General features: G+C 46.9%; 21 protein-coding genes and 1 pseudogene. 2 read left to right on the top strand and 20 right to left on the bottom strand.

Translation table 11 applies throughout. The features are described from left to right. Positions 1–30 precede the first annotated feature (30 nt). From B1728_RS21895 to B1728_RS21850, 10 genes and pseudogenes are all read right to left on the bottom strand, one after another. The gene (locus B1728_RS21895) at positions 31–501 is read right to left on the bottom strand and encodes a GyrI-like domain-containing protein (RefSeq protein WP_179136142.1); all 471 of its coding nucleotides are present in this window, start codon (positions 499–501) and stop codon (positions 31–33) included. Between the two features lie 270 nt (positions 502–771). After that, positions 772–981: a hypothetical protein gene (locus B1728_RS21890; protein WP_079912522.1), complete on the bottom strand. Its 210-nt coding sequence runs from the start codon at positions 979–981 to the stop codon at positions 772–774. A 173-nt stretch (positions 982–1,154) separates the two neighbouring features. After that, on the bottom strand, positions 1,155–1,946 hold the full coding sequence (locus B1728_RS21885) for an SDR family NAD(P)-dependent oxidoreductase (protein WP_079912521.1): 792 nt from the start codon (positions 1,944–1,946) through the stop codon (positions 1,155–1,157). A 199-nt stretch (positions 1,947–2,145) separates the two neighbouring features. Continuing rightward, positions 2,146–3,156, bottom strand: coding sequence for an AraC family transcriptional regulator (locus tag B1728_RS21880; protein WP_079912520.1), 1,011 nt, complete (start codon positions 3,154–3,156; stop codon positions 2,146–2,148). Positions 3,157–3,584: 428 nt separating this feature from the next. After that, a pseudogene (locus B1728_RS37355) lies at positions 3,585–3,659 on the bottom strand (hypothetical protein); the annotation flags it as partial. 59 nt (positions 3,660–3,718) lie between these two features. Further along, complete coding sequence (locus B1728_RS21870; RefSeq protein WP_079912518.1) at positions 3,719–5,227, bottom strand: stalk domain-containing protein; 1,509 nt, start codon at positions 5,225–5,227, stop codon at positions 3,719–3,721. A 122-nt stretch (positions 5,228–5,349) separates the two neighbouring features. After that, positions 5,350–5,757 (bottom strand): GNAT family N-acetyltransferase, encoded by a 408-nt coding sequence (locus B1728_RS21865; protein WP_079912573.1) that lies wholly within the window; start codon positions 5,755–5,757, stop codon positions 5,350–5,352. A gap of 342 nt (positions 5,758–6,099) precedes the next feature. After that, a complete protein-coding gene (locus B1728_RS21860; protein ID WP_079912572.1) occupies positions 6,100–6,504 on the bottom strand; it encodes a nuclear transport factor 2 family protein in 405 nt (134 codons plus the stop codon). Positions 6,505–6,596: 92 nt separating this feature from the next. Continuing rightward, positions 6,597–7,061 (bottom strand): DinB family protein, encoded by a 465-nt coding sequence (locus B1728_RS21855; protein ID WP_079912517.1) that lies wholly within the window; start codon positions 7,059–7,061, stop codon positions 6,597–6,599. A 377-nt stretch (positions 7,062–7,438) separates the two neighbouring features. Continuing rightward, complete coding sequence (locus B1728_RS21850) at positions 7,439–8,707, bottom strand: hypothetical protein (protein ID WP_079912516.1); 1,269 nt, start codon at positions 8,705–8,707, stop codon at positions 7,439–7,441. Positions 8,708–8,954: 247 nt separating this feature from the next. Between B1728_RS21850 and B1728_RS21845 the strand changes: the two genes are divergently transcribed. After that, positions 8,955–9,743 carry an S-layer homology domain-containing protein gene (locus B1728_RS21845; RefSeq protein WP_179136141.1) on the top strand — a complete coding sequence of 263 codons (789 nt, stop codon included), beginning with the start codon at positions 8,955–8,957 and terminating at the stop codon, positions 9,741–9,743. A 186-nt stretch (positions 9,744–9,929) separates the two neighbouring features. Here B1728_RS21845 and B1728_RS21840 read toward each other — a convergent pair whose 3' ends face one another. Further along, positions 9,930–10,475, bottom strand: a complete 546-nt coding sequence (locus B1728_RS21840; protein ID WP_144027955.1) for a hypothetical protein — start codon at positions 10,473–10,475, stop codon at positions 9,930–9,932. Positions 10,476–10,870: 395 nt separating this feature from the next. Between B1728_RS21840 and gap the strand changes: the two genes are divergently transcribed. Further along, positions 10,871–11,881, top strand: a complete 1,011-nt coding sequence (gene gap, locus B1728_RS21835) for a type I glyceraldehyde-3-phosphate dehydrogenase (RefSeq protein WP_079912513.1) — start codon at positions 10,871–10,873, stop codon at positions 11,879–11,881. Between the two features lie 93 nt (positions 11,882–11,974). On the opposite strand, the gene B1728_RS21830 is transcribed toward gap, so the two are convergent. From B1728_RS21830 to B1728_RS21790, 9 genes are all read right to left on the bottom strand, one after another. Further along, positions 11,975–13,567, bottom strand: coding sequence for a copper amine oxidase N-terminal domain-containing protein (locus B1728_RS21830; RefSeq protein ID WP_079912512.1), 1,593 nt, complete (start codon positions 13,565–13,567; stop codon positions 11,975–11,977). Between the two features lie 176 nt (positions 13,568–13,743). Next, complete coding sequence (locus tag B1728_RS21825) at positions 13,744–14,076, bottom strand: antibiotic biosynthesis monooxygenase family protein (RefSeq protein WP_079912511.1); 333 nt, start codon at positions 14,074–14,076, stop codon at positions 13,744–13,746. 200 nt (positions 14,077–14,276) lie between these two features. After that, positions 14,277–14,456, bottom strand: coding sequence for a hypothetical protein (locus B1728_RS21820; RefSeq protein WP_079912510.1), 180 nt, complete (start codon positions 14,454–14,456; stop codon positions 14,277–14,279). 105 nt (positions 14,457–14,561) lie between these two features. Beyond that, entirely contained in the window at positions 14,562–15,650 is a 1,089-nt protein-coding gene (locus tag B1728_RS21815) for an MBL fold metallo-hydrolase (protein WP_079912509.1), read from the bottom strand. 171 nt (positions 15,651–15,821) lie between these two features. Then, positions 15,822–16,280, bottom strand: coding sequence for a GNAT family N-acetyltransferase (locus B1728_RS21810; protein WP_079912508.1), 459 nt, complete (start codon positions 16,278–16,280; stop codon positions 15,822–15,824). Between the two features lie 53 nt (positions 16,281–16,333). Next, entirely contained in the window at positions 16,334–17,815 is a 1,482-nt protein-coding gene (locus B1728_RS21805; protein WP_079912507.1) for a copper amine oxidase N-terminal domain-containing protein, read from the bottom strand. Positions 17,816–18,054: 239 nt separating this feature from the next. Next, on the bottom strand, positions 18,055–18,954 hold the full coding sequence (locus B1728_RS21800) for an SDR family oxidoreductase (RefSeq protein WP_079912506.1): 900 nt from the start codon (positions 18,952–18,954) through the stop codon (positions 18,055–18,057). A 350-nt stretch (positions 18,955–19,304) separates the two neighbouring features. Continuing rightward, a complete protein-coding gene (locus tag B1728_RS21795; protein ID WP_079912505.1) occupies positions 19,305–20,264 on the bottom strand; it encodes an AraC family transcriptional regulator in 960 nt (319 codons plus the stop codon). Positions 20,265–20,463: 199 nt separating this feature from the next. After that, on the bottom strand, positions 20,464–22,506 hold the full coding sequence (locus B1728_RS21790; RefSeq protein ID WP_079912504.1) for a carbohydrate-binding protein: 2,043 nt from the start codon (positions 22,504–22,506) through the stop codon (positions 20,464–20,466). Between the last annotated feature and the right edge of the window lie 141 nt (positions 22,507–22,647).

Below are 22,647 nucleotides of genomic sequence, written 5' to 3'. Positions count from 1 at the left end.
GTCTTTAACCACATGTATAAGGTTTAATGATCAATCGCTTTTCCTAACCGGTATGTAAATTTCCATCTCACTATCGTCGGAAGTTTTGTTAAAACGTTCATCATAAAGTTCCACAACAAAAGAAGTCCGGTCTTCTACCCATCCGTTTTTTCTTATGTATTCATTGATCTTCTGATAGCCCTTCCATATATCTGTAACGGCCCCCCTATAGGTTGTCATGACAAAGGATTGATTCTCAATTGCTTTAAGCTCCATTCCTGGCGGTATGGAATCATTATACTCCACACCTAGGTAGAAGACCTCCTGTCTTTCAGGATGCGGACTCTCGTCCGGCATCGCATAGAAGATGAGCTCAGCTGCCCCATTCGAATTATATTTCTCGATTAGCTTGGCTCTGGCTGCAGGTAACGCTGTGGAAAAATCCTTATAAAGACACTCACCTCTAATGCCTATTAAGCTAAAGGATTTAACTACGTGCTTCGTCATCATGTTTTCCCCCATATAGCCCCTCACCTTTCCAGGTATTATCAGTACCAGCACACACAGCAAGATTCGGACGTCAAAAAGCTGCCTTATTTTCCCCTTCGCAAATATGTCCGGTTGGATGGGTATTGGAATATTTATCCACATACGTAAATCATACCGAATATACGTTCGATTGTAAAGAAAAAAGTGTACCCGCATGAGGCTGTTCTCATACAACCTGAATAGAACCAGGCATGGTTGGAATCTGAAAATCCCTCAAAATCAGCCAGGTCCTTCAAATGGTAATTAGCGAATCCGGTAAAAAACACCGACATTTCCTTGTTCAACAATCGTAAATCCATGTTGGAGCAAGCATAATACAGCATCTTTGACTGGGGCTCCTACTTTAATAAATCTCTGGCAAGGCTTTGCACTTCCGATAATCCGGATTCTGCCGATATTCGCAAAATTTTTCTTGGATCGAACAATAATTACGACATCTGGAAAGCGGGCCATGTTATCAACTCCTTTGAAGGGATATCCTATGGTATTCATCTTCGAAAAAAGATTCTTGGGCAAATCCGAAAACAAGAGGGTTGAAAATGCAGAAGGCATGCGCACCGACTGTCCGTGAGTCCTGGCAATAAAAAAAGCCCCACAAAAGTGGGGCCGCTTTAATAGGACTTATGCTAAAACAAGGTAGGTACCATGCCCCCGTCCATACGGATAGGAGAACCTTTAAACGCAGATGCATAAGGACTGCATATGAATGCGGCCAATCTGCCGATTTCAAAAGGCCTGATGAACCGCTGTATTTCGGATTGGGGCAGGTTAGCTGCCATAAATTTTTTCTCTTTTTCCGAAAATTCCATATCACCAGGAAACAAGCTATCAATGATTTGATATACATTTTCAGAAAGCGTTGGCCCCGGCAGGATCGTATTGGAGGTGACTTCCGTTCCTTTGGTTAGTTTAGATAAGCTTTTGGATAGCGATAATAACATAGATTTGGTCATGGCATACTGAGGCATTTGTCCTGAAGGCATGATTGCTTCCTCGCTTGCGATAAAGATGATTCTTCCATCATTATTCTTCAACATGCCAGGCAGATAAAATTTAGCTAAACCATTAGCGGCAAGGACATTCGTCCGGAAATAGGTTTCCCATACTTCATCGCTAACGTCCTCATAGGACATGATTTCATAAATTCCCATATTGTTAACCAAAATATCAACTTGGGGATATTTCTCAAATAATGCTTCTCTTTGCTGTCTATCCACAAGATCGGCTGCGGCATTCTGCGGAGAGGTAGAAGGGAACTCCGACTTCAATTCCATTACGGTTCGTTCCACTTCTTCCGGATTCCGTCCGTTAATAAGTACATGGACTCCTTCTCCCGCAAGCTCAATCGCGATGGCTTTCCCTATCCCTTTCGTCGATCCAGTTACCAAAGCTGTTTTGTTCCTTAATCCCATATCCATAACCTAAGTCTCCTTTTGTTGTCATTCACATCAAGCTGATTTGAAGTTTCTTCTTAGAACCCTTGTGGGTTGGATAAAGATTATATTACTTGGTCTGGATCGTTCGGTAACTAGCGCGCCACGCCAAACTTCTTGTTTAACCCGCCAAATCATGAAGTACGGAACATACCGCCCAGTTAGAAAGGAGTAGGCACGGATTCTATGACGGCGGGTGTGCTTTTAAATATTCGGAACGCCAATTGGAAGGAGTATCCCCTTCCCAAAGCCGAAAAGCGCGGTAAAACGAGTTCTGATCTTCATATCCAATTAAAAAAGCGACTTCTTTAATTTCGAGCCTACGATCTGCCAAGTATTCCCGTGCCTGCTCATGCCTGACCTGAGTCAGCAGCTCCTTGAACGTCACCCCTTCGTCAGTTAGACGCCGCTGCAGGGTACGATCGCTCATGCCTAATTCACTAGCCACGTAGTGAATGTCTAGACGCCCTCCGGTTAGGCTGCGCTTCAAGATCCACTTGACCGTCTCAGTGATGGATCGGCTGCGCTGTTCATCCAAGGATCGGTCCAATACGGGAGTCAGAATCTCCAGCAGCTCCCTGTTATACGAAATAAAGGGGCGGTCCAGGTCTCTTCGATGCAGAATCAGTCGGTTACCGGTTGCGCCAATCCGGATAGGGCATCCGAAGTAAGCTTCAAGGGCCTTTACATCACCCATCGAGTGAGTAAATTCCACGGACCTTGCAGCTAATGGCTGGCCCGTCCCCCGTCTACCCAGCTCCAGAAGAAAAGCAAGCGTGGTTCCAATCAAGACGGGCGGTCCGGCTTGCCCGCTGCACATCCATTCCAATTCAATGGTACAGCTCTCACCCTCCTCGGTGATACGCAAGCTTTCGGGAGGGCATAATTGTTTGTAGCGGGCCATTCGGCAAAGGGCATCGCGATAGTCGCGAGCATGGTAAGTCGCCAAGACGGTCGGCGGGTATTGTGTCGTTTCAAAAACAGTCACAAGCTTGATGATTCCGATGGCCGTGTCGCCAATAAGATCGGAGTAGGCTTGCCAGATTCTAAAATATTCATCAGCAGTCACTGCAGCTGATTCCGTAATAATGGTTAGCGGCAGCCGAGCTTTGCGGGCCACGTCCTGCGGGGCAATTCCCAATTGCTGCAATCCCGTCCAAAACCCCGGCGGGAATTTTATTCGATCCAAATTCATTGCGTATGAATCTCCTTTAGCTGCCTGGCTACTCGTCCTTTGTGAATAAGTATTCCCCAAATTGTTCTTATCTTCATTCTAATATGCCGTGAAGGAAAAACATAATCCTTGTGAAGCTGCCAGGGAATCTCAGAAAGTGTTATACCATCTCCTGGTAAAGATTTTCCACATCCTTCACCAGATCCGGTATCCAGGCTTCTGACCCGGGGATTATATCTGTACCCCCATAAACAAGCCATCGCAATGTCTTTATAAGCCAGCATAATCGCAATTGCCAGTTCAGATGCTCCATATGCTCCGTTTGATATGATGTTGAATAAGGTCTTGGAAAATTTCGGGACTCTTTTTTTGTTTTTGCAAATACAGTAAAGGCCATCCCGCAAAGGATGGCCTTCAAATTTGCCGTTACAAACAACGCTATTTTTACTTCATTTAAATCTATTTTCAAAAATCCTTCGGAGGACTTTATTCATTAAACAACTTCCGACACCGTTTCCCTGATAGTCAGGGTGAACTCAAAGAGGAGCTATCCCTGAGACAGCTCCACACGAATCATTTCTTATCAGCGGATCCATCTATCATAGACCATATCATCAAGTCCGGATGCCATCATCCATTTGCCGTTAACAAATTTCATTTTTATAATCAGGGAACCGTACGGCTCATCAAGTACTATAGTATCTAACGCAATTTCTACTACATTATCTTTTTGGCTTATTATCTTGGCGGTATCAATCAGAAATTCGGTCGCCCATCCGTGTCCTCCATTTATGGAGTTGACATACAGCCGCCCTTCATAATCCTTATAAAGAGGAAGACCACTATCTTCCGTTTCCAGATATCGGCTATAAAATAGCTGTTGAGCGATCTCTTTTATAAATACGTCCTCTACTGTTTTTTTCAAATCCACTATGGATTTCACGTTATCCATCATATCCGCCGGCGATTCTCCGCTTTGCTGTGGTATGCCTGTTACAAGACAGTAAGCTTCTTCACCCGGAATCGTTTGCGTCCGATCGATGTTGAAAAATCCAGATCCGTTGAACATTCCTGCAACGATAACTTCAGCCTTCGGCAGAAGTACTTTGAGAATCTCCTTTGCTTCACGATCCGTAAGACTTCCATTTGCACGAAAGCTGGTTTTCATCGTATTTACGTAGCTCGACATCGATTGATATTCTGCCGTTAACTTCTCATTATGCGGATCATACTGCACATCACCCGGACGGATGATAGTGAACACTTTATCTCCCCGTTCAGCGATTTTCGATACATGCCCGGCCTCCATAGCGGCTTGCCCATTGCGACTCCAATCGTCCTTGGTCCAGATACCGATCGAAAACACAACTCCCCCATATCCTTTGTTTGCTGCGTCGATAAAAGAAATGGTTTCGAATGTGGAAGGCTCGTCTATGGTTTCCGCCACATCATATTTCCCCTCCCAGCTCTTAGGAAGGTTGAGGGTGAAGCTGTGTTTTTTGTTTTCATACACGATGCTTGGAGCCGCACTAGTGAGGTGGCCGTTTACATGATCAACATGGAGGTTCACCGCCGAATATGATCTAAAATCCCCTAAGCCCTCGGAGACAAAGGTTTGAGCGTCTACCCCAAAATCATCTCCATGAATGGCAGCCTCACCGATTTTTTCATTGTTATCATTGTAAAAGCTAAGGGTCGCCCCAACAGCATTTTTGGTATTCCCCACACCTTCCATTTTCAATTGACCAGTAACCTTGGTGCTGCCACCGTCTTTAGTTAAAATTAAATTACCGGCCCATATCCCTTTGTAATCCGGGTCCGATAAGTCAAGGCTGCGATTTTTAACCAAAATCTTTTGCGTATCCTGATCATAGTCGATCGTGGCACCCAAATTTTCGGCTACGAATCGGATCGGTACGTACGCATGACCGTCGACATTCACCACTTTGTAATCGTCGTTTAAAGAAACCTGACTTCCATTGATTTCGAAATGGGCAGGAAATAGTAACGCCTGGATAGAATCTGACGCGAAGGCAACAGAAGCACTTGCAACGAATAAACCGCAGCACAAGCCCGATACAAATTTTAGCATAAACGGACCTCTTTTCCTGTTTATATCCTTAGACGTTCCTATGCAGGTTTAGTTACAGATGCGTAGGAAGAATATTTATGCCGGCTTTATCGCCCGCGGCAGCTTCTATGTGTACGTCTTCCTTAAATGGATTTCACGAGCAGAATCTCTAAGGGCTCATTTTCTAACAATAAGCAGCCCGAATCTTTATATCCTAATTTCCTGTAAAAATGCTGCGCTTGTTCATTAGCAAGAGTAGAGGTCATGACCTTGCCGCTTCCTCTCTCTTTCATTCGCTGTTCCCAAAAAAGCACTGCTTCCTTCCCTGCGCCTTTCCCTCGATACTGCTCATCAAGCCATATCATATTCAGAAAAGGAATGCTATCCCAAAAGTAACCGTACCTTAACCAGCCCATGTTTACGTTCTGCTGATCTCGTATGATGAATATTTCATTTTCTTTTATTTTCCTTGCGATCAGACTCTCCAGCACATGACGGTCATGTTCTTTAATGTAATCATAATCAGCGTCATTAGCATATTGAATCTTCAGCACATTGTTCCCTCCCCTTTTCCGATTTATGAGGTCAAAAGCGGCGCCTGCTCAGTCCTGTTTCTATATGGAATCAACCGCCTCGCTTAATACCGCAGCACCCTTTTACATGCCGCATCTATTTCTCCAGACTTTGCTGTATTCCGAATTGGAGCATAGACCCATTAGACGAGTCGTAATAGCATCAGACTAAAACAAAATACGGAAACAGCAACGGCCATGGACGAGTATCCATCCTTGACTGTCGCTGTTTCCTTGCACTGAAGTGGCGTTACCTTGAATGGCATGTGACCAGGACCCGTACGGTTCCGGCAGCAACCTTCCCTTCCCTCTCCTAAGCTATTACGCGGTCTCGTAGTTTTTTAACGGCATGCCTACGTATTCGCGGAAGGAACGGATCCGATCCGCCTCGAACTCAAAGACAACCGCGAGTTCATTGCGATAAGTCAGACCATTCAGAGCCCCTTCTGCACGAAACACCACCATCCCCCGGCTCTCATTCTCAAGCTCAATGAGCGGAGTCATCTGCACCTGCAATACCGAGCGCTCGAACCTGATCAATTCCTCGAACCGTTCTTTGCCTTGCTGCTCGTGATTCCATCCCTCCAACGGGAGCGGAACGGAGAAATGAAAATCTTCCGTAACCTGATTAAGAAAATCTGCGGTATCTCCTGTTTCGAAAGCCTTCTTAAAAGCATCAAATACTCCCAGGGCTCGGGATGGTACCGATCCTTCGGTTTTCTGCAAGGAAGAAACCCGCTGTAGTACTTCACCGGTATTCACGTTCGATTTTATCATAATAAATCGCCTCCTGATTCGGGTCTTGTTAGGTCATTCGCTTATTTGACGAGCTTAAGCTGGCTGGAAATAACCCCGAGGTGAATGGCTTCATGCATCAAAGCGAAATTAAACAATTCACCGGCCGTATTGAATTGAAACGGCCCCATTGCAAACGGGGATTGCAGCTCCTGCTCGAGCAATTGAGGTGTCAGTTCGGAAAGACGGGACAGCTGTGCCGTTAACAACCCGATCAGTTCTTCCTTCGACGGAGGTGCTGCTGTCCAATCCGAAGGCTTCGTTCCGGAGTTGAACAATGTCTCGTATTGCGGCGGAATGTCAGATGGGAAGCCGAAGCTTAACGAAGCGTACTTATCCATCCAATAAACCATGTGTCCGATATTCCATCTTACTGTGTTAGAGAAGCCCTCCGGTTGGATGTCCATCTGTGTCTCCGCTACTCCCTGTAGCTGGCCGACGACGATCTGACGAAGCACTTTTCCTGTATGGATAATTGATTGTGTCATTGTTAAATCCTCCTCATATGGGATGTTCTGTTCACATCTAAAGCATACCTCTGCCACCCCAGAGCAACAATCACGAAATTCCGATGCAATTGATCGGTTTCAGTAATGATTATTGAAGAATTTATCGGATCAGGAAACCGGAGGAGTGTAATTTAGCAACATACTCCTTTGAAGCTAAATCAGTCCTGTACCTTCCATTCGCTTAAAAGAATACCCCCTTAGCTTAACTTAAATAACCCCACAATAATGGGGCTATGTATGGCCTTCAATGCAGATTCAGGTACTTTGTGCGGAGCCCTGAAATTTTATAAATTCTATCTTCACCTAAGCTGGCTATTCGGACACCTTTTTCTTGCAAATACATAGGTATTGTGAATTTAACTTAAATTATTATCCGGATTTCCGTCAGGGTTCGTTCTGTCATACCCTTCATCTCCGCCGCGGTGATACGGCTCTACCTCCGTCCCATCGGCTCTCGTATAACCACTTACCTCATGCGGATCTACATGATGTATGCCTGCCTCGCTGGAATCGTCACCACCAAGATCAAGGTCGAAGTCGCCCAAATCCAGGGCTAGTCCCGTTGGAATTGCAATAACGGCGGCAGCCGTAAGCAATCCCTCCGCCCCGCGACTCATGCGGGATGGATCGCCGCTGACAACATGTCCGATGCTGCGGGCTGTATGTTCAATCGTATTCACCGCCCCTTGCAGGACGCGTGAGCCCGCTTCCTTTAGGTTATCGGCACCTTGTCTTATCATCACGTCGTCATCATCAATAACACCATGAATGACGTCAACTGCACCTTGGACCGCTTTGGCAGCCGTTACACCGGAACGCTCAACGGAGCCTCCGACAGCCTTGCCAATCCTGCCAATCATTTTGTTTCCCGTCAATGCTTCTATGATTTCGAACGGCACGCAGACCAGCCTTCCCAAAATTTCACTTAAAAAGGTACCAAACCGTTCAATAATTCCAGGTTCATACTGCGCTACGTCCGCATCATTGAGTATCCCTGCTGTTCTTCCCCGCAAATAAGCCGACCGATCGCGCACATCAAGCTGCGTCAACCGCTCCAGTTCCCGGACACGGGCGATAATCTCATCAGCCAACCGGTTCGCCTCCGCCTTCGCCTGCTGCCGCTTCATTTCGAGCCGTTCCATCGCCTCATCGATCCAGGCCGTTTCCTTTCCGCCCGATGACTTCTTCGCTTCGATATAACGCATAGCTGCTTGTTCGGCCTCACGCTCGATTCGCTCTAGCGATTGTCTCTTGGCCAGCTGTACGGTTTCCAGCGTAAGTGTCGCCCTCTGCTCAATCTCTGCCTTCAGCCGCTGCTCCGCTTCGCGGACGCGAGTAATTAACTGCTCCATGCGCTGCTCACGGGCATGCCTCTCCGCCTCACGATGTTCCAGGATGCGGTCAGCCTGGCGTTCCATATGCTCATAAGTGTTGCGACGAGTCTCATCGACCCGCTGAATGATGGCTTCCGCTCTTTGACGAGCCTCTTCTTTTCTTGCACGATACCGTTCGAACACCTCATTAGCGGCCTGCTCAGCGCGTCGTTTTTTCTCCAAATAACGGGTTACCGCATCCTCTGCAGCTTGATCTATCGGTCTCTGTTTGTCATCGTCCATTACGTCCATCTGTCTCCTCTTTATTCCATGCTCTCCCATTAGTATATAGCAAAAAGCAACCTTGAACAGACTCAAGATTGCTAAAGATCTGCTTACATGCTCTACTATACGAACCTGTGCATTCGTTGTTAAACAGGAAAATTTCCTCCCTGACCTATAGGCAATATTAACCATTCCCTGCCATTTACGAAAAACAAGCCTGTGTGCTAATATGTGGAAACTACCACTACAAAATAGAAAAGGAAAGGGATTCATCATGAAGAAAATCGCTCTTATTCTTACTATCGCATCATCTCTCGTATTCGGAGCGACAGCAACGAACGCACAGGGGGCAACCTTCAGTGACGTGAGCCAGACAAAACACTCCTGGGCGGTCAAAGCCATCGACTTCATGAGTGAGCACGGGGTCATCAACGGATACTCTGACGGGACGTTCCATCCTGACGCAGGTGTAACCAAGGCGGAGTTCGTAAGCATGTTCTCCCGTCTGTTCGATAAGTACGCCACCAACGATTCCCATACCCGCCAGTTCAAGGACATTCCTGCCACCAACTGGGCATTTGACTCGGTATCGAAAGTGATGTCGGACTACACGTACTTTACATACAGCAGGGACGACAGCGGCATGTACTTCCACCCGAACATGGAGCTGACACGCCTAGGTGCCGTCAAACTGATGCCTGGCCTGTACGATGAGCTGAAGGACGATAAGGAAATCTACAACACCCTGCGGAGCATGAACGACATCAAGGTATACGAGAATGTCAGCGGGTACGATAAGGACGGACGGTTCGATGAGACCGCCGACCGCACAAACGCCGAGTTCCCGATCATCTTCAAGGATGGAGCACTGGACGACGACTATTCTGGAATCGTAGGCACGAAGATCGCAAGCCTTCAAAGGGAAGGACTGATGACCGCCTATGAGGGAAGCTTCAGCCCGAACAAAACGCTCACGAGAGCCGAAGCCGCCACAACCCTCTACCGCTTGTACACTCAGCTAAAGGGTGATGGTAAGCTGGCGCAGTACTCTACAATTCAGTAATCCAAAAACAGGAGCGCGGGGGTTGACCTCTCGCTCTTGTCTCTTTAAGACGCACCGCACCCTGAGACATTGCCCCGAGACCGTGCCTTATGTATAACATTATCGATCGGGGCTGCAGTCCCGCCGCGTTCCGCAAATGCTTAAACCAATAACCTGCAACAAAACACTTTGCCGACGAAACCCGGCTTATTTCAGCTCACCGACCCACTCCCATTTAAACGAGTCATAGTTTCTGGGACCGCTGAAAATGTTGACTTTCTTCTTCTCCCCCGGCATAAGCGTAAATTCGAGCGACGTATCTTCTGCGATTATTTTATTATCTTTATAAAGCATGACATGTACTTTTCCATTGAAGGCTTTAGCTTTATTAAAATTACCGACATACACATGATGATCGATCGTTCTAGTTACAGTAGCCGTTTTGATGGTTAAACGCAGGTTTTCCCCTGATTCCTTGTTAGGGTTGCCTTCTTTGATCATTTGCTGGTCCAGCATGGAAAATGCTTCTTGCATTCTTTTCTCGTCCATATGGTTGGAGATTCCTATAATGGCGTTGAAGAAAATCATAATTCCAGCAAAAACAGAGCAAGCCCAGATCCAGCCGGCCCTTTTGCTTACCGCTTTACTTTTCCAATTATAAAGCAGCACTCCAAATATGACTCCTAAAATGAGTGCGAGCCCGTTCATAATTATCGCCGCTGCTCCTATTGTTCCCGCCTCCTCTGTGGTCACCTTATTCTCTTTAAAATACGTCAGACAAGGGAGATAGTTGCTGCTTTCGACGCAAGTTATCCGTTATTTACAAATTCCCCTTTGAAAGCCACTTGCTCTTTTAAGGAAATGAAATTTTAAATATGGTACAGATGGGAGTAGACAACAGGTGAATTTTAAGTTACATTTGGATAAAGCAGGTGCTTTAGTGATTTGTTCATAGCTAAACGGGACGTAATTTGTCTTATAGGGACAATAATTGTCCCTTATGCAATTGTTCGGATCATTTGAATGGATCACTTCACGCCCTAGTGGGACATATTTTGTCTTATATGGACTTAAAATGTCCCTATGCTGTTTTCTCGGCAAATCACCGTATTTGCCTTGAAATAATAATAAAAAATGGAGGTAATGGTATGACAGTCAAAATTGGAATTAACGGATTTGGCCGTATTGGTCGTAATGTGTTTCGGGCAGCATTAAATCATCCGGAAATCGAGGTTGTAGCTGTAAACGATCTGACTAACGCTGAAACGTTAGCCCATCTGCTGAAATTTGATTCCAACCAAGGTGAATTGTCGGCGCAGGTCACTGCGTCGGGCGGTCATATTTATGTGAATGGCCGCAAAATCACTGTATTGGCTGAACGAGAACCTTCACAGCTCCCATGGAGAGATCTTGGAGTTGAAATCGTCATTGAATCGACGGGAAGATTTACAGATAAGGCCAAGGCAGAAGGGCATATTACGGGGGGAGGAGCGAAAAAGGTCATTATTTCGGCGCCTGCAACGAATGAAGATATTACCATCGTCATGGGCGTAAATGAAGAAAAGTACATTTCCGAAGAGCATCATGTCATTGCAAATGCTTCCTGCACGACAAATGCTCTAGCTCCCCTTGTTAAAGTGCTCCATGATCAATTTGGAATTAAACATGGCCTGATGACAACCGTCCATGCCTACACGAACGATCAGCATATTCAGGATCAGCCTCATTCCGACTTAAGACGCGCGCGGGCGGCGGCCGTTTCCATGATTCCTACTTCAACAGGTGCAGCCAAAGCTATTGGTTCCGTGCTGCCGGAGCTCAAAGGGAAGCTCAATGGCTACTCTCTGCGCGTGCCCACTCCAGTCGTCTGTATTGTTGACTTAAACGTTGAAGTATCCAAAGAGGTTACTGTCGATGATGTCAATCATGCGCTCAGGGAAGCGTCTGAAGGCTCCATGAAGGGTATTCTCGGTTACAGTGAGCTGCCTCTGGTTTCCATTGATTATCAAGGGGATGACCGCTCTTCTATTGTAGATGCACTGTCTACATTAGTAACCGATGGTACGATGGTAAAGGTCCTCTCCTGGTATGATAATGAATGGGGCTTCTCCAATCGTGTGGTTAATCTTGCCCAGTACATTGCTAAAAAAGGCTTATAACTCGCGACGTAGGAAGGCCGATTTCTGTCCTGCAAAAAAACAGCGGGACCCTAAGGTCCCGCTGTCATCATTATGTGGCCGCTGGAAAGCCCATCAATTTTTGGTCACTGTAAGCATGAAAGGCTCATGCGGGTTCCAGTGAATTTCTCCGTCCAGCTGCTCGACGAGGAAACGAACCGGCACATAATAGACTCCATGGATGAATAGCGCCTCATGACCCATATCGACCTGTTGGCCGTTTACAAGAGCCGTCGCACTATTTGGCGTAAAGCGGATTTCCTTCTTGGCTGTATGGATCACGACGCTGCTGCTCTCGCTATCCCATTCCGCTTTATAGCCCAGATTCTCGGCTATTTCACGCGCCTGTCCATATGCTATATCTTTGGAGGTAAAGCCATAAGACGACAGATAATCATAATCGTACATTTCTTCTATCATCGTATCGAATTCAGCCTTTTCCATCAGCCACAGATTGAACTGCTTGCGCGTTATTTTCAAATCACGTTTCAAAAACGTATACAATGCGGAGTTTTCATCCACCTGCTCCATGACCGCTTCTGGGGTATCAAGCTTGGCAATATCTACCGCATCCTGCGAGGATAGAGCCGAAGGCTGAACCGGGCCATTCATGTTCCAGCGCTCCATCTGAAACTGTACCTTCCCGCCCTTAAGCCCGCCGATCTCATCCTTGAACTGGACGTTCATGTTTGCTTTTCTTACAAACTGCTGCGGGTCCACGAACATATCGAGATGCACCTTCGTATCCGGAGAAATATGAATCTCCTGCTGCTTCGCTGTTACGATGGAAGACAGTGTAGCGAGTAGAAACTTCTCGGCACCATAAATGCCTTCTACCGAAATTTCTTTATCGGTAAACCATTCCTGGTACCGGCCCCCGAGCGCTTCATCATCCTTGAGGTAGTCGTACAAGCTGCCCGCCAGCTCCCGCAGCCCTTTATCATCCAAGGTTAGTGAGCGTAAGTATTTCTTGAACAGGTCCGGCATCTGGGTACCCATAACATCAAAAGCCACGGTTGTTCCTGTCGCTTGGCTGCCATGGACCTCAACTACCTGATTGCGTTGAATAGACAGGCTATCCGTGTTCGGCAGATTGCGGACCAGCAGCTGAAGCCCCTTCTTCGTCAAATCGCGTTCACGCTCGTTGACCGCTTCAGATAACGGCGTCGATGCCCTGCCCAACTGCATCCATTTACTCACACGGTAAGGCAGCTCATCAGAAAGCGTTCCAAGCTGTAAGGTAATCGGATGCCGTGCACCCTCCACTTGAACAACCGCCTTATCCCCTTGCACCGAATATTCAAACGGGATTTGAAGCTGAGCCTTGGTCAGCAAGCCTTTACCGGAAACGGTACCAGACTTCTTATTCACCTTCAGCTCGTTCAAGCGAAGCTCCAAGCCGTTTAACAGCTCGTAGCCCTCCAGATAAGGCTTCGGATAGCCAATCCCGAGCTCATCCGTTTTGCTGAACTTATCGGAGTCTATATCAAATTCAAACTTCAGAGAAGTGGACCCTTCATAGGATTCAAGCCCCATCTCCTGATCAAACAGCTTCACCGGGTCAAATCCGTCGACCGGTTGACAGCCTGCCAGCACAAGCAGTGCGACCAACAGTGCAACGATTCCCCTCTTGCTCCAACCATACATCAATGTCATCCCCCTCTTCATCTATGATCTCTCCTACTATAAATGGAAAATATTACTTCTAGCAAGAGTTTTATTAGATTCATAGAGTTTCCCCGGCCGCTAACCTCCGGACAAAGAATAGCGGCAGCCATGGACGAGAGCTAAGTCCTAGACTGCCGCTGCAATCAATTTCGCTGCAATTATTGCTGGATGACAGATTACATTTCAAAGAAATTATCCCGCTCGACCTTACACACTCTTAGACCAAATCGTTGATACCAAACTGCTTTTCCCTTTTCCTGCGCAACTTTGTGCATGGCATGGTCCTTCCAATTTTTTATTGATTCTAGGGATTCCCAGTAGGAAACTGTGATGCCCACCCCCCCTTGATCACGGACACTGCTTTCTATACCCAAAAAACCCGGCTGTGCGGAAGCCAGTTCAACCATCTTGTCTGCCATTTGTCCGTATCCATGATCTCCGGCTGTAAGCTCGGATGTAAAAATAACCGCATAGTAAGGCGGCTGGGGAGTTTTTGCAATTCCGCTCATAAGTTCCTCCTGCATTAGGTTTGGATTCATTCGATTAAGAAGCTGCTTTGAATAAGGGGCTGGAAATTCACCATCGGCAATAAATTTGTTGAAGCTATTTGCTACACAAACCCATCTTGCTAGGCTAAAACCTAACTTGGTTTGGTAAAAGTACTGATCTTAAATATGGTCGCTTCCCTCTCATTCCGTAATAAGTAATATCATAGACGAAAGATTGGCTTAGGGGAACTGCTTGTAAATCGGGCACGCTCCAGTTCTTCGGCAATGATGCGGATGCCTTCTTCTATATCACGCTCATCGGTCCGAATGATGCTGAGACGCAGCAAGTTCAGCTTGGGGAAGGAAGACAGGAACTGCTGATCGGACAGAAACACGTCCACTCCCCGATCCTCCAATCGCTTGACCAATTCCTCTGCATGGGAATCCGGCGGAATGCGTACGGCAGTGAAGAGCCTTTCTTAGCATACATATCGTATAAGGAGGGATTATTTCCACCATGGATAAGCTGCTGCTAGCTCTCCGTTTAAATGGATACTCTCGCCAATTGGAGGGGCAACAAGACTCACATTTGCCTTTAGAGCCTCTACCATTGCACGTTCTATAGGCTCTTTCCAGCCATGATAAGCAAGAGTAAAGGCACCCCAATGAATAAGCATCATATTTTTCCCGTTTACATCTACATGAGCCTCCACAGCCTCTTCGGGTGTCATATGAACCCAAGGCCAGCGCCGGTCATATTGACCTCCTTCGATTAGCGCAATATCAAATGGCCCGTACTTTTCCCCAATTTCTTTAAAATGTGCACCATACCCCCCATCTCCACTAGTATAGAAACGGGTTCGTTTTCCAAGTATGACCCAACCGCCCCATAAAGTTGTATTTCGGTTAAAAAGCCCTCTTCCCGAGAAGTGTTTGGATGGAGTCAAAGCAATGGTTAACCCTTTGAACTCCGTTTCGTCCCACCAATTGAATTCTGTGATCCTTTCCTTTGCAACTCCCCAACGGATCAAATGTGCACTCACGCCGCAAGGAACGAAGAAATGACCAACCTTGTCCCTCAGCTTACGTATAGATGGATAATCTAAATGGTCGTAATGATCATGGGTAATAAAAACCGCATCAATAAGCGGTATTTCATCAATAATATGCAGCATATCTTCACTGTAGCGTTTGCTCCCTACGAAAGAAACAGGTGACGCTACCGGCCCAAGCATCGGATCGACAAGTATCTTTTTATTATCGAGACTGAGTAAAAAAGTAGAATGCCCAAACCAAGTTAAACTATCTTCTTCGCTTTGGATTCGGTTCCAATCAATTTTGGAAACGGGCAATTGACCGTCAGGCTTACGGTCTTTACTACCCGAAATAGAATCCCTAATCATTGAGAAGTAATCATATACACTTATATCCATCTTGGTAGGCACCTGATTGACAAACTTCCCATTAACATAATTATCAAACTTAGTGTATCGTTCTTTCTGCTCGCTGCTTGGGTTTCCACCAAATACTGGGTGCATGTTTATAAACAATGCTGCAGCACATAAAGCAAATAAAGATATCAAAAAATAGATCATTTTTTCCCCGCAATCCCTTCCTTTTGATGCTTGATATTAAATATTTTACTTTCACAAGTCTCCATAATCAATTTTGAAAAAACGTCTCTTGACCTTCAAGCAATTAACCGTCCATTTGTCGGGCGGGAGCAAAAATTAAAACCTGCAACTATATCCCGGTAGTTCAAAATCCTAAGTGCTTTTCTTTTCGAGGTACACCAAGCTGAAATCATGGGATATCAAGCGCTCTTTAAAGGCTTTATATCCTAGCTTCTCGTATAGGGCGATATTCTTTTCGCTCTTGCTCCCCGTAAACAACTCATAACGAGAATTGGGGAAGCACCCTTCTATAGCATACATTAACTTTTTTCCTACACCTTTATTTTGTTGGTTTGGATCCACCAGGAGTTTGCCAATGTAACACGTTCCGTCTTGCTCAATTGCTCTAACAGAACCAATGATGGTATCAGAAACTACAGCTTTGAGTACCACGTGGTCTTCAAACTGTTTTTGCAGCTGTGCGAGAGTCTGAGCAAGAGGTTCAATACTGGTATCGTTGTATAGTTCAGCTTCGCTCCTATAAGCCGCTTTTTGCAATAAGAGGATTTTTTCAGCATCCGATACAGAGGCTCTTTCAATTTGAGTGTCCATCAAAAATACACCTTTCTTGACTCATTCTGAACTCTTCTGAGTGAGTCGTTCATTTATTCAAATAAGATACTCTTCACCCTGCCGTTGGAGCGGTTCACTTCAAGCCAGTCGATAGTTGCGGTATGTTCGTCGTTAGGATTATGGCGAACCAGCTCATATATATGGATTGTGACGCTATCAGCATCGGAATGATCAACCTCCGACCGATATATAGATCCGTTGTTATCCTGGTCGCGGACATTATGGGAGGCAGCGGTTGTCTTCTTTTCTCCCGTAACGATGTAGAATGCTTCTTCCTCCGTCAGCCGAAACTGATCAAGGTCGCCTAATGTCAGGTCCCCGTTGTCAAATCTCTCCATTTGCAATTCAATGAAGCGATCGGCGTACTCTTTGTTCAGAACCTCATATATGAATTCCTCGCTCAAGGAAAGAGCGGCAAGCTTTTTGCCAAGCTCCTGCTTGTTATAGCTTTGGATTTCCCCAAGCGGCTCAATCGTTTGCGTGTTCGTATCATAGATGGCCAAATTCTCGCTAATGACCTTGTTGCGGTCCATCGTGCTGTAGGACCGGACAAGCAGTGCTACCTTCGTGCTGTCTATATAATAGGTAAACACATCGGAGAAGCCGTTCCGATACACATCGGGAAGTTGTAAACGGGTGTACAGCTTCGTTAGAAAAGGGGCATCATGAATACCCGAATTATGCAGGTAAAATGTTCCTTTAGGTTCGGCATTAAATCCTCCGAATCCATAGCCCGGATAATCGATAGTAATGGAATTTTCCGTAAACGTCATCGTAACCTTGCTGTATTCGGGGTCAGAAAATACAAAGTTTTCGCCGTCATATGTGAAGTCGGAGTCCAACTCCCCTAAGTTGTGGCTGAACCCGTGAACGACCGAAACATGCAGATGATAACGTCCGTCATCGAGTTTGGTCACTTCAGCCGTGCCGTTGTTTAACGGATTGTACCAAGGATACGTAAAGGTGCCGGTGACGATCTTATCGACGGATACTTGGGGTGAAACTGGCGGCTTGGCCGCACCTCCTTCGGTCTGTGTGATCCGGACCGTTCTTGTATCGGACTCCCAATCGACCTTTGCACCAAGAGACTCTGCGATAAAACGAACGGGGACCATCGTATTTCCATTAACAATGACAGGCGGAGCTTCTAGGAATATCTCCTTTTCATTCAAGGCAGCCGTTCCCGATCCCACCGTAAGGCGAATGACATTCTGGCCCTTCCTTGCCGTCACCGTCGAGGTATTGCCGTCCCATTCAACCTCCGCTCCCAGCCTTTCGAATATGCTTCGGAGTGGAACAAGTGTACTTCCGTTCCTAATGATCGGCGGCTGTTCAAGCACTAACGGGCTGCCATCCACTTGTACGGTTATAGCTTCGGAGGAAATGGCCGGAAGCGCCCCCATCTCTGCCCTGTTATCTGCACTGGCTTTTGTCATGTCCGGCGTAGCCGATAAACCGACAGCAGCTATTGTTAGCGCAATGGTTAATTTAAAAGCGTATGTTTTCTTCTTCATGGGTAAGATGAAATCTCCTTTATGATGAGAGTTATACCCTTCCTATTCTTTGTGCTCCAGTAAATTCCTTCTTGAATCGTTTGATTGACTCTATTGGGGAAAATGGCTACGCACTGACTCCAATATAAAATCAGGGACCGTCTAGAACAGGAAAATAAGTTCTAGACGGTCCCTGATATTTTTTTGAACTACCGTCAAACGGACTTCCTTCCACTTAGACTCAGATAGTGTTAATGGGTTCAGTTATTGAAGTAGTGTCCCTGTTCGATATCCGGGATCAATGCGGGATGCATTGGCCGCCAGCCCAATCGTGACTGGGTCAGCGCACTCGACATCGGGTTGTCGGACGACGTGAAGGCGCCGAGAAAGCCGAAGTGGGCTTCTGCCTCTTCGCGGGGTATGCTGACCACTGGCAGGTTTAGGTGACGGCCGATGGCGGCTGCGATGTCACGGAATGGCACACCTTCCTCGCCGACCCCGTGCAGCCGTGAGCCGGCCGGTGCAGATTCAACGGCGAGGCGGTACAGGCGCGCCGCATCGAGGCGATGAACGGCCGGCCAGCGGTTGGAACCGTCGCCGATGTAGGCGGAGACGCCCTTGTTGCGAGCAAGGTCGATCAGCATCGGGACGAAACCATGATCGCCCGGGCCGTGTACAGACGGTGCAAGACGGACGACCGATGATCGTACTCCACGCTCCGCCAGAGCGATCACCGCGTTCTCCGCTGCTCCCCGAGGCACTTCGGCATTGACCGCGATCTCTTCCGTTCCGAGTAGCCCCGGTGGGGTCGACCATGCGACCAACAAAGTTCCCGAGGTGAACACGAATGGCTTGTAGGAGCCCTCGAGCGCTGCACCTAACGTCTCTACGGCTCGCAGATCGGTTGCGACTGCACCGGCGAAGTCCGAGAAGTCCGTCTTGAAGCCTAAGTGAATGACGCCGTCTGCTGCGGCAGCGCCCTTATGCAGGCTGTCGAGGTCGTCGAGGGCACCACGGTGTACCTCGGCCCCGACTGCTGTCAGCGACTCGGCAGCCTTGTCTGAGCGGGCAAGGCCGATTACCTGATGCCCTGCATCGATAAGTTCGCGGACGACGGCGGAACCGATGAAGCCCGTCGCCCCTGTAACAAAAATACGCATAATGAAGCCCTCCTTAAGTTGTTGAGCTGTAGATCTACTTGGATCACCCGCGGCGAGCAAAACGATTAAAACCGCCGGCCCCAAGAATAAACCCATTATAGTCTGCATCCCACCCGGATCTTTGCCTGTTCCTCGTCACTTCTTGTCTAATCCTCCAGAACACACCCTGACCTCTGGCCGCTCATGGATTAATCTGTAGGTGTGATCATCCGATAAGACTTATATTCAGGTGATAAAAAAGATAGCCCGCCAAGCCTTACGGCCGCGGGCTGAACAGGAATAGCAGGAGGCCGTAAATGCCTCGGGCAATTAAGGCTGTTGCAGGAATGCAGAGCTCTCCCCAGTTATGGTCATTCCGACATTTGCGTTTGTTGACGCAATCTGGCGACGTCCTTCCTTGGCGGGCTTCCGAAAAAACGGCTGTAATCCCGGCTAAATTGAGAGGTGCTCACATACCCCACCAGCCGGCAGGCGGTGTTCGCATCCATGGAGTTGGAAACCATCAGACGCCTCGCTTCATGAAGGCGCAGCGCTTTTTGGTATTGCAGCGGGCTCATTGAAGTGACTGCCTTAAAATGCTCGTGAAACGAGGACTCGCTCATATGTACCATCTTGGCCAAGTCTGTAACCTTCATCTGCTGGGAGAAGTTGTCGCGGAGCCAGGCAATCGTCCTCACAACCCTCTGCACGACCGAATCCGCAAAACAACTTTCAGCGATATGAACACCGAAGGGGCTGCGCAGGACTCGTATCAAAATCTCATCCATCACGAGAGGGGCAAGCAATTCAGCATCGCTGGGATTGGAGAGACACTCCACTAGCCTCGTCACAGCTTTGACCATGCCTAAGTCGGCGTTAATGACGTAACCGGCGCTCCAATTACGAACGATAGGCAGGCCCTGGGGATATACTTTCAGTGCCAACTCAGCAATCCTTTGCGGGTCAAGGTTCAGCTTAACACTCAGGAATGGTTCGGAATAACTGGCATGTGTAGTCTTCACAGCAATCGGCAGGGCAACGGGGAACATGAGCATATGCGCCCGGCCGAACTGATAGACCTCCTGCCCCACAGTGATGACCTTTGCCCCTTGTGCAACGATTAACAGAGAGGGTGAGTCGAAGGTTCTCACACAGTCAACGTTTACTCGTGAATAGCGACAGACGTGCAAACTGGGGATGCGCTGGCTAAAGGTGCCGTCATGAGGAGTATAGGTGTGGATCAGGCGTGCCAGACGGCCGATTTCTGCATCCAGCGACTCGTCGGCGTTACCTTGCGCCATTGGAAGCGAATTTTCATTTAGCATCTTCATCGTTTCGCACCTCCATTTTAAGTGAGCATGTAGTAAATAATTACGAACGAGATCGTTTATGATGTACTCTAAAGATATCATGTGAAGTTCGTCTAAACTAGAATTTTCTGTTGCTGGCCCTTGCCTGGTTTAGAAAGGTTTAATTCTTCTGACAACTAAAGCCCCCGTACGGTTACGGGGGCTTAGTTTGGCTGTTATGTTACTGTATAAACTTGAACCAGTCGATATTGAATATAAATCCTCTTTTTCCTGTAAACTTCAGATAAACATCATGAGTGCCTGTAGGACCGTTGATGGTACAAGATTGTGCCTCCCACGTATCCCAGCCGCCGGTGTCCGTTACCGGACAAGTGCCCACTAAAGTGCCTGTCGGGCTATCCAATCTAATTTCAATGTTTCCTTCTTTTTTGGAAGCCACATTTGCAACAAATTGGGTTGGTCCTGTCGTTCCAAATTGAACATTACGAAATCCGATGTAATCCCCCTCATGAATATTTCCAACAATCCGGCCGCCTTTAGAGTTTGGTTCAACCTTAATGCCTGACATGTCGTTGTAATTTTCTGCTTCGATCGTCGAATAGGCATCCGTGTTATAGTTTGTTTTGAGCCAGGCTTCCTTACTGAGAGTAATCTTGGAAACTCCCGCGTTTTGATTGACTGTCGATACAACGCTGGACAGAGGGAAGGTTTGATAAACATAAGGCAATTGCTCGTCATACCGGTAGGTAAACGTAAACGGTGTAGTCGGCGGGTTCATTTTACTCATGTTTTCTACCCCGTCGATATGAGAAGACCAAGCCCATTTCCCGATAGTAGATTTGTCATACCAGGTTATTCCTTTGGTAAACGCATTATCGCCATTATTATCCCAACTGCTGCCTGTATAGGTGCCGCTGCTGTTGGTTACTGTTGAATTGACTATGAGACTATGGTTCATTGCATTTTGGAATAGCATGTCAAAAGGTGCGTTCATATTAGCCGTATCGTCACCTTGGCGTTCGGCACCAATCAGCGGTTCATTAAATGCATTATATACATTCGTGTCTGCCGCTATGGATGCACCGTTCCTTGCATTGACTCCGCGCGATAACTTATCTCCGCCATATTTTGCAATGGCCTCAACGCTATCCAACGCATTCTGATGAGTGGAATTATCAAAATAGTTATTGAAGATGTGCCCGGTGCCTTGACGAATCATGGGCAAGCGTTGTCCGACATTCTTATAGCTGTTATACGCTAAAGTCAGTCGAATTCTTTGATTCCCGTCTTTAATTTCAACGCCGTTAGGACCTACGTAGTTCGTATAATCTTTATCGCCGGAGCCTGACAAATGAACTTTCGAGTGGTATGCGGCATAAGCCATAATCTGATTTTTGGTAGCGCCTTCATTACGCATTTTATAATAAACGCTGTTTATCGGGTCCAATGTGCCTGCTGCATATTTTTGCTCCATATAATCGATAGATTGATAAACAGAGCTGCTTACCGTTGGATTCGGATCAGCTGCTAGTCCGAATTCATTCCAGGAAAAAGTGACGTTGGATGCGCCATTCTCCAAATCTATCATTCCATCGGCCGCTATAGAAAACTTGCAATGGTCTATCCACACGTTATTAGCGCCATTGACCTTGATAAAGGACCAGCCTACTTCCTTATGCTTTCCGGAGTCATCCCACTGCCACATCTCGTCAAAATTGAGATTTCTTATTACGATATCATTGACGGACGCCTGTAATTTCAGTTCGGCATGCTTAATAGATTTGCCTGAAGTCGAGAAAATCGTTAGTCCATCTATATTAGCTATGCTTAATTTGGATACTCCGGATTCGATTAACAGCGGATTTGTAAATCCGTTCGATGGATTCGGGTATTTTGTAATAAAACTGTATTTAGACCTTTCCGTTGAATCGAGAGCTAATTCAGTCCATCCTAGGTGGATATCATCGGTAATTTCAATAACTTTGACTGCGCCGCTGCTCGCATCCGAGATGGCTTGCAAAAACTCTCTTCCATTGCTGACCGTACGATAATAAGAGGTTCCTATATAGCTGCTTCTATCCTTAACTCCTAAAGATGCATAGCCGGGAACCGTTAAAAAGCTGCTGTCATAGTTTTTCTCCACCTTAGTCGAGTTAGGTATGGAAGTGATCACCGCCGCCTCCGCTGTGCCGCCCGCACCAACGAAAGATGAAGTTACTAGTAGACTACCTAACGCCATGCTGCTTAAGATTTTTTTAATCAAGTCGTAGCTCCTCCTTAAGAGTAATCTGCCTCATAAATTCATTTTGCATTGCACGAATTACACGATATTAATGTCATCGCCCCCATTCTTAAAAGCGCTTCCAATATTCTCTGTGCTGTATTCCTCTTGATGGGGAATTTG

This window comes from Paenibacillus sp. 32352 (assembly GCF_002042965.1).
GTDB lineage: Bacteria > Bacillota > Bacilli > Paenibacillales > NBRC-103111 > Paenibacillus_S > Paenibacillus_S vulneris.
Note: the sequence above shows the minus strand (reverse complement) of the source record. Positions and strands in the feature narration are given on the sequence as shown.

Coding starts and splice junctions, on each gene's coding strand:
- B1728_RS21895 (WP_179136142.1), bottom strand. CDS start 501: ATGGGGGAAAACATGATGACGAAGCACGTAGTTAAATCCTTTAGCTTA.
- B1728_RS21890 (WP_079912522.1), bottom strand. CDS start 981: ATGGCCCGCTTTCCAGATGTCGTAATTATTGTTCGATCCAAGAAAAAT.
- B1728_RS21885 (WP_079912521.1), bottom strand. CDS start 1,946: ATGGATATGGGATTAAGGAACAAAACAGCTTTGGTAACTGGATCGACG.
- B1728_RS21880 (WP_079912520.1), bottom strand. CDS start 3,156: ATGAATTTGGATCGAATAAAATTCCCGCCGGGGTTTTGGACGGGATTG.
- B1728_RS21870 (WP_079912518.1), bottom strand. CDS start 5,227: ATGCTAAAATTTGTATCGGGCTTGTGCTGCGGTTTATTCGTTGCAAGT.
- B1728_RS21855 (WP_079912517.1), bottom strand. CDS start 7,061: ATGACACAATCAATTATCCATACAGGAAAAGTGCTTCGTCAGATCGTC.
- B1728_RS21850 (WP_079912516.1), bottom strand. CDS start 8,707: ATGGACGTAATGGACGATGACAAACAGAGACCGATAGATCAAGCTGCA.
- B1728_RS21845 (WP_179136141.1), top strand. CDS start 8,955: ATGAAGAAAATCGCTCTTATTCTTACTATCGCATCATCTCTCGTATTC.
- gap (WP_079912513.1), top strand. CDS start 10,871: ATGACAGTCAAAATTGGAATTAACGGATTTGGCCGTATTGGTCGTAAT.
- B1728_RS21830 (WP_079912512.1), bottom strand. CDS start 13,567: ATGAAGAGGGGGATGACATTGATGTATGGTTGGAGCAAGAGGGGAATC.
- B1728_RS21825 (WP_079912511.1), bottom strand. CDS start 14,076: ATGAGCGGAATTGCAAAAACTCCCCAGCCGCCTTACTATGCGGTTATT.
- B1728_RS21815 (WP_079912509.1), bottom strand. CDS start 15,650: ATGATCTATTTTTTGATATCTTTATTTGCTTTATGTGCTGCAGCATTG.
- B1728_RS21810 (WP_079912508.1), bottom strand. CDS start 16,280: ATGGACACTCAAATTGAAAGAGCCTCTGTATCGGATGCTGAAAAAATC.
- B1728_RS21805 (WP_079912507.1), bottom strand. CDS start 17,815: ATGAAGAAGAAAACATACGCTTTTAAATTAACCATTGCGCTAACAATA.
- B1728_RS21800 (WP_079912506.1), bottom strand. CDS start 18,954: ATGCGTATTTTTGTTACAGGGGCGACGGGCTTCATCGGTTCCGCCGTC.
- B1728_RS21795 (WP_079912505.1), bottom strand. CDS start 20,264: ATGAAGATGCTAAATGAAAATTCGCTTCCAATGGCGCAAGGTAACGCC.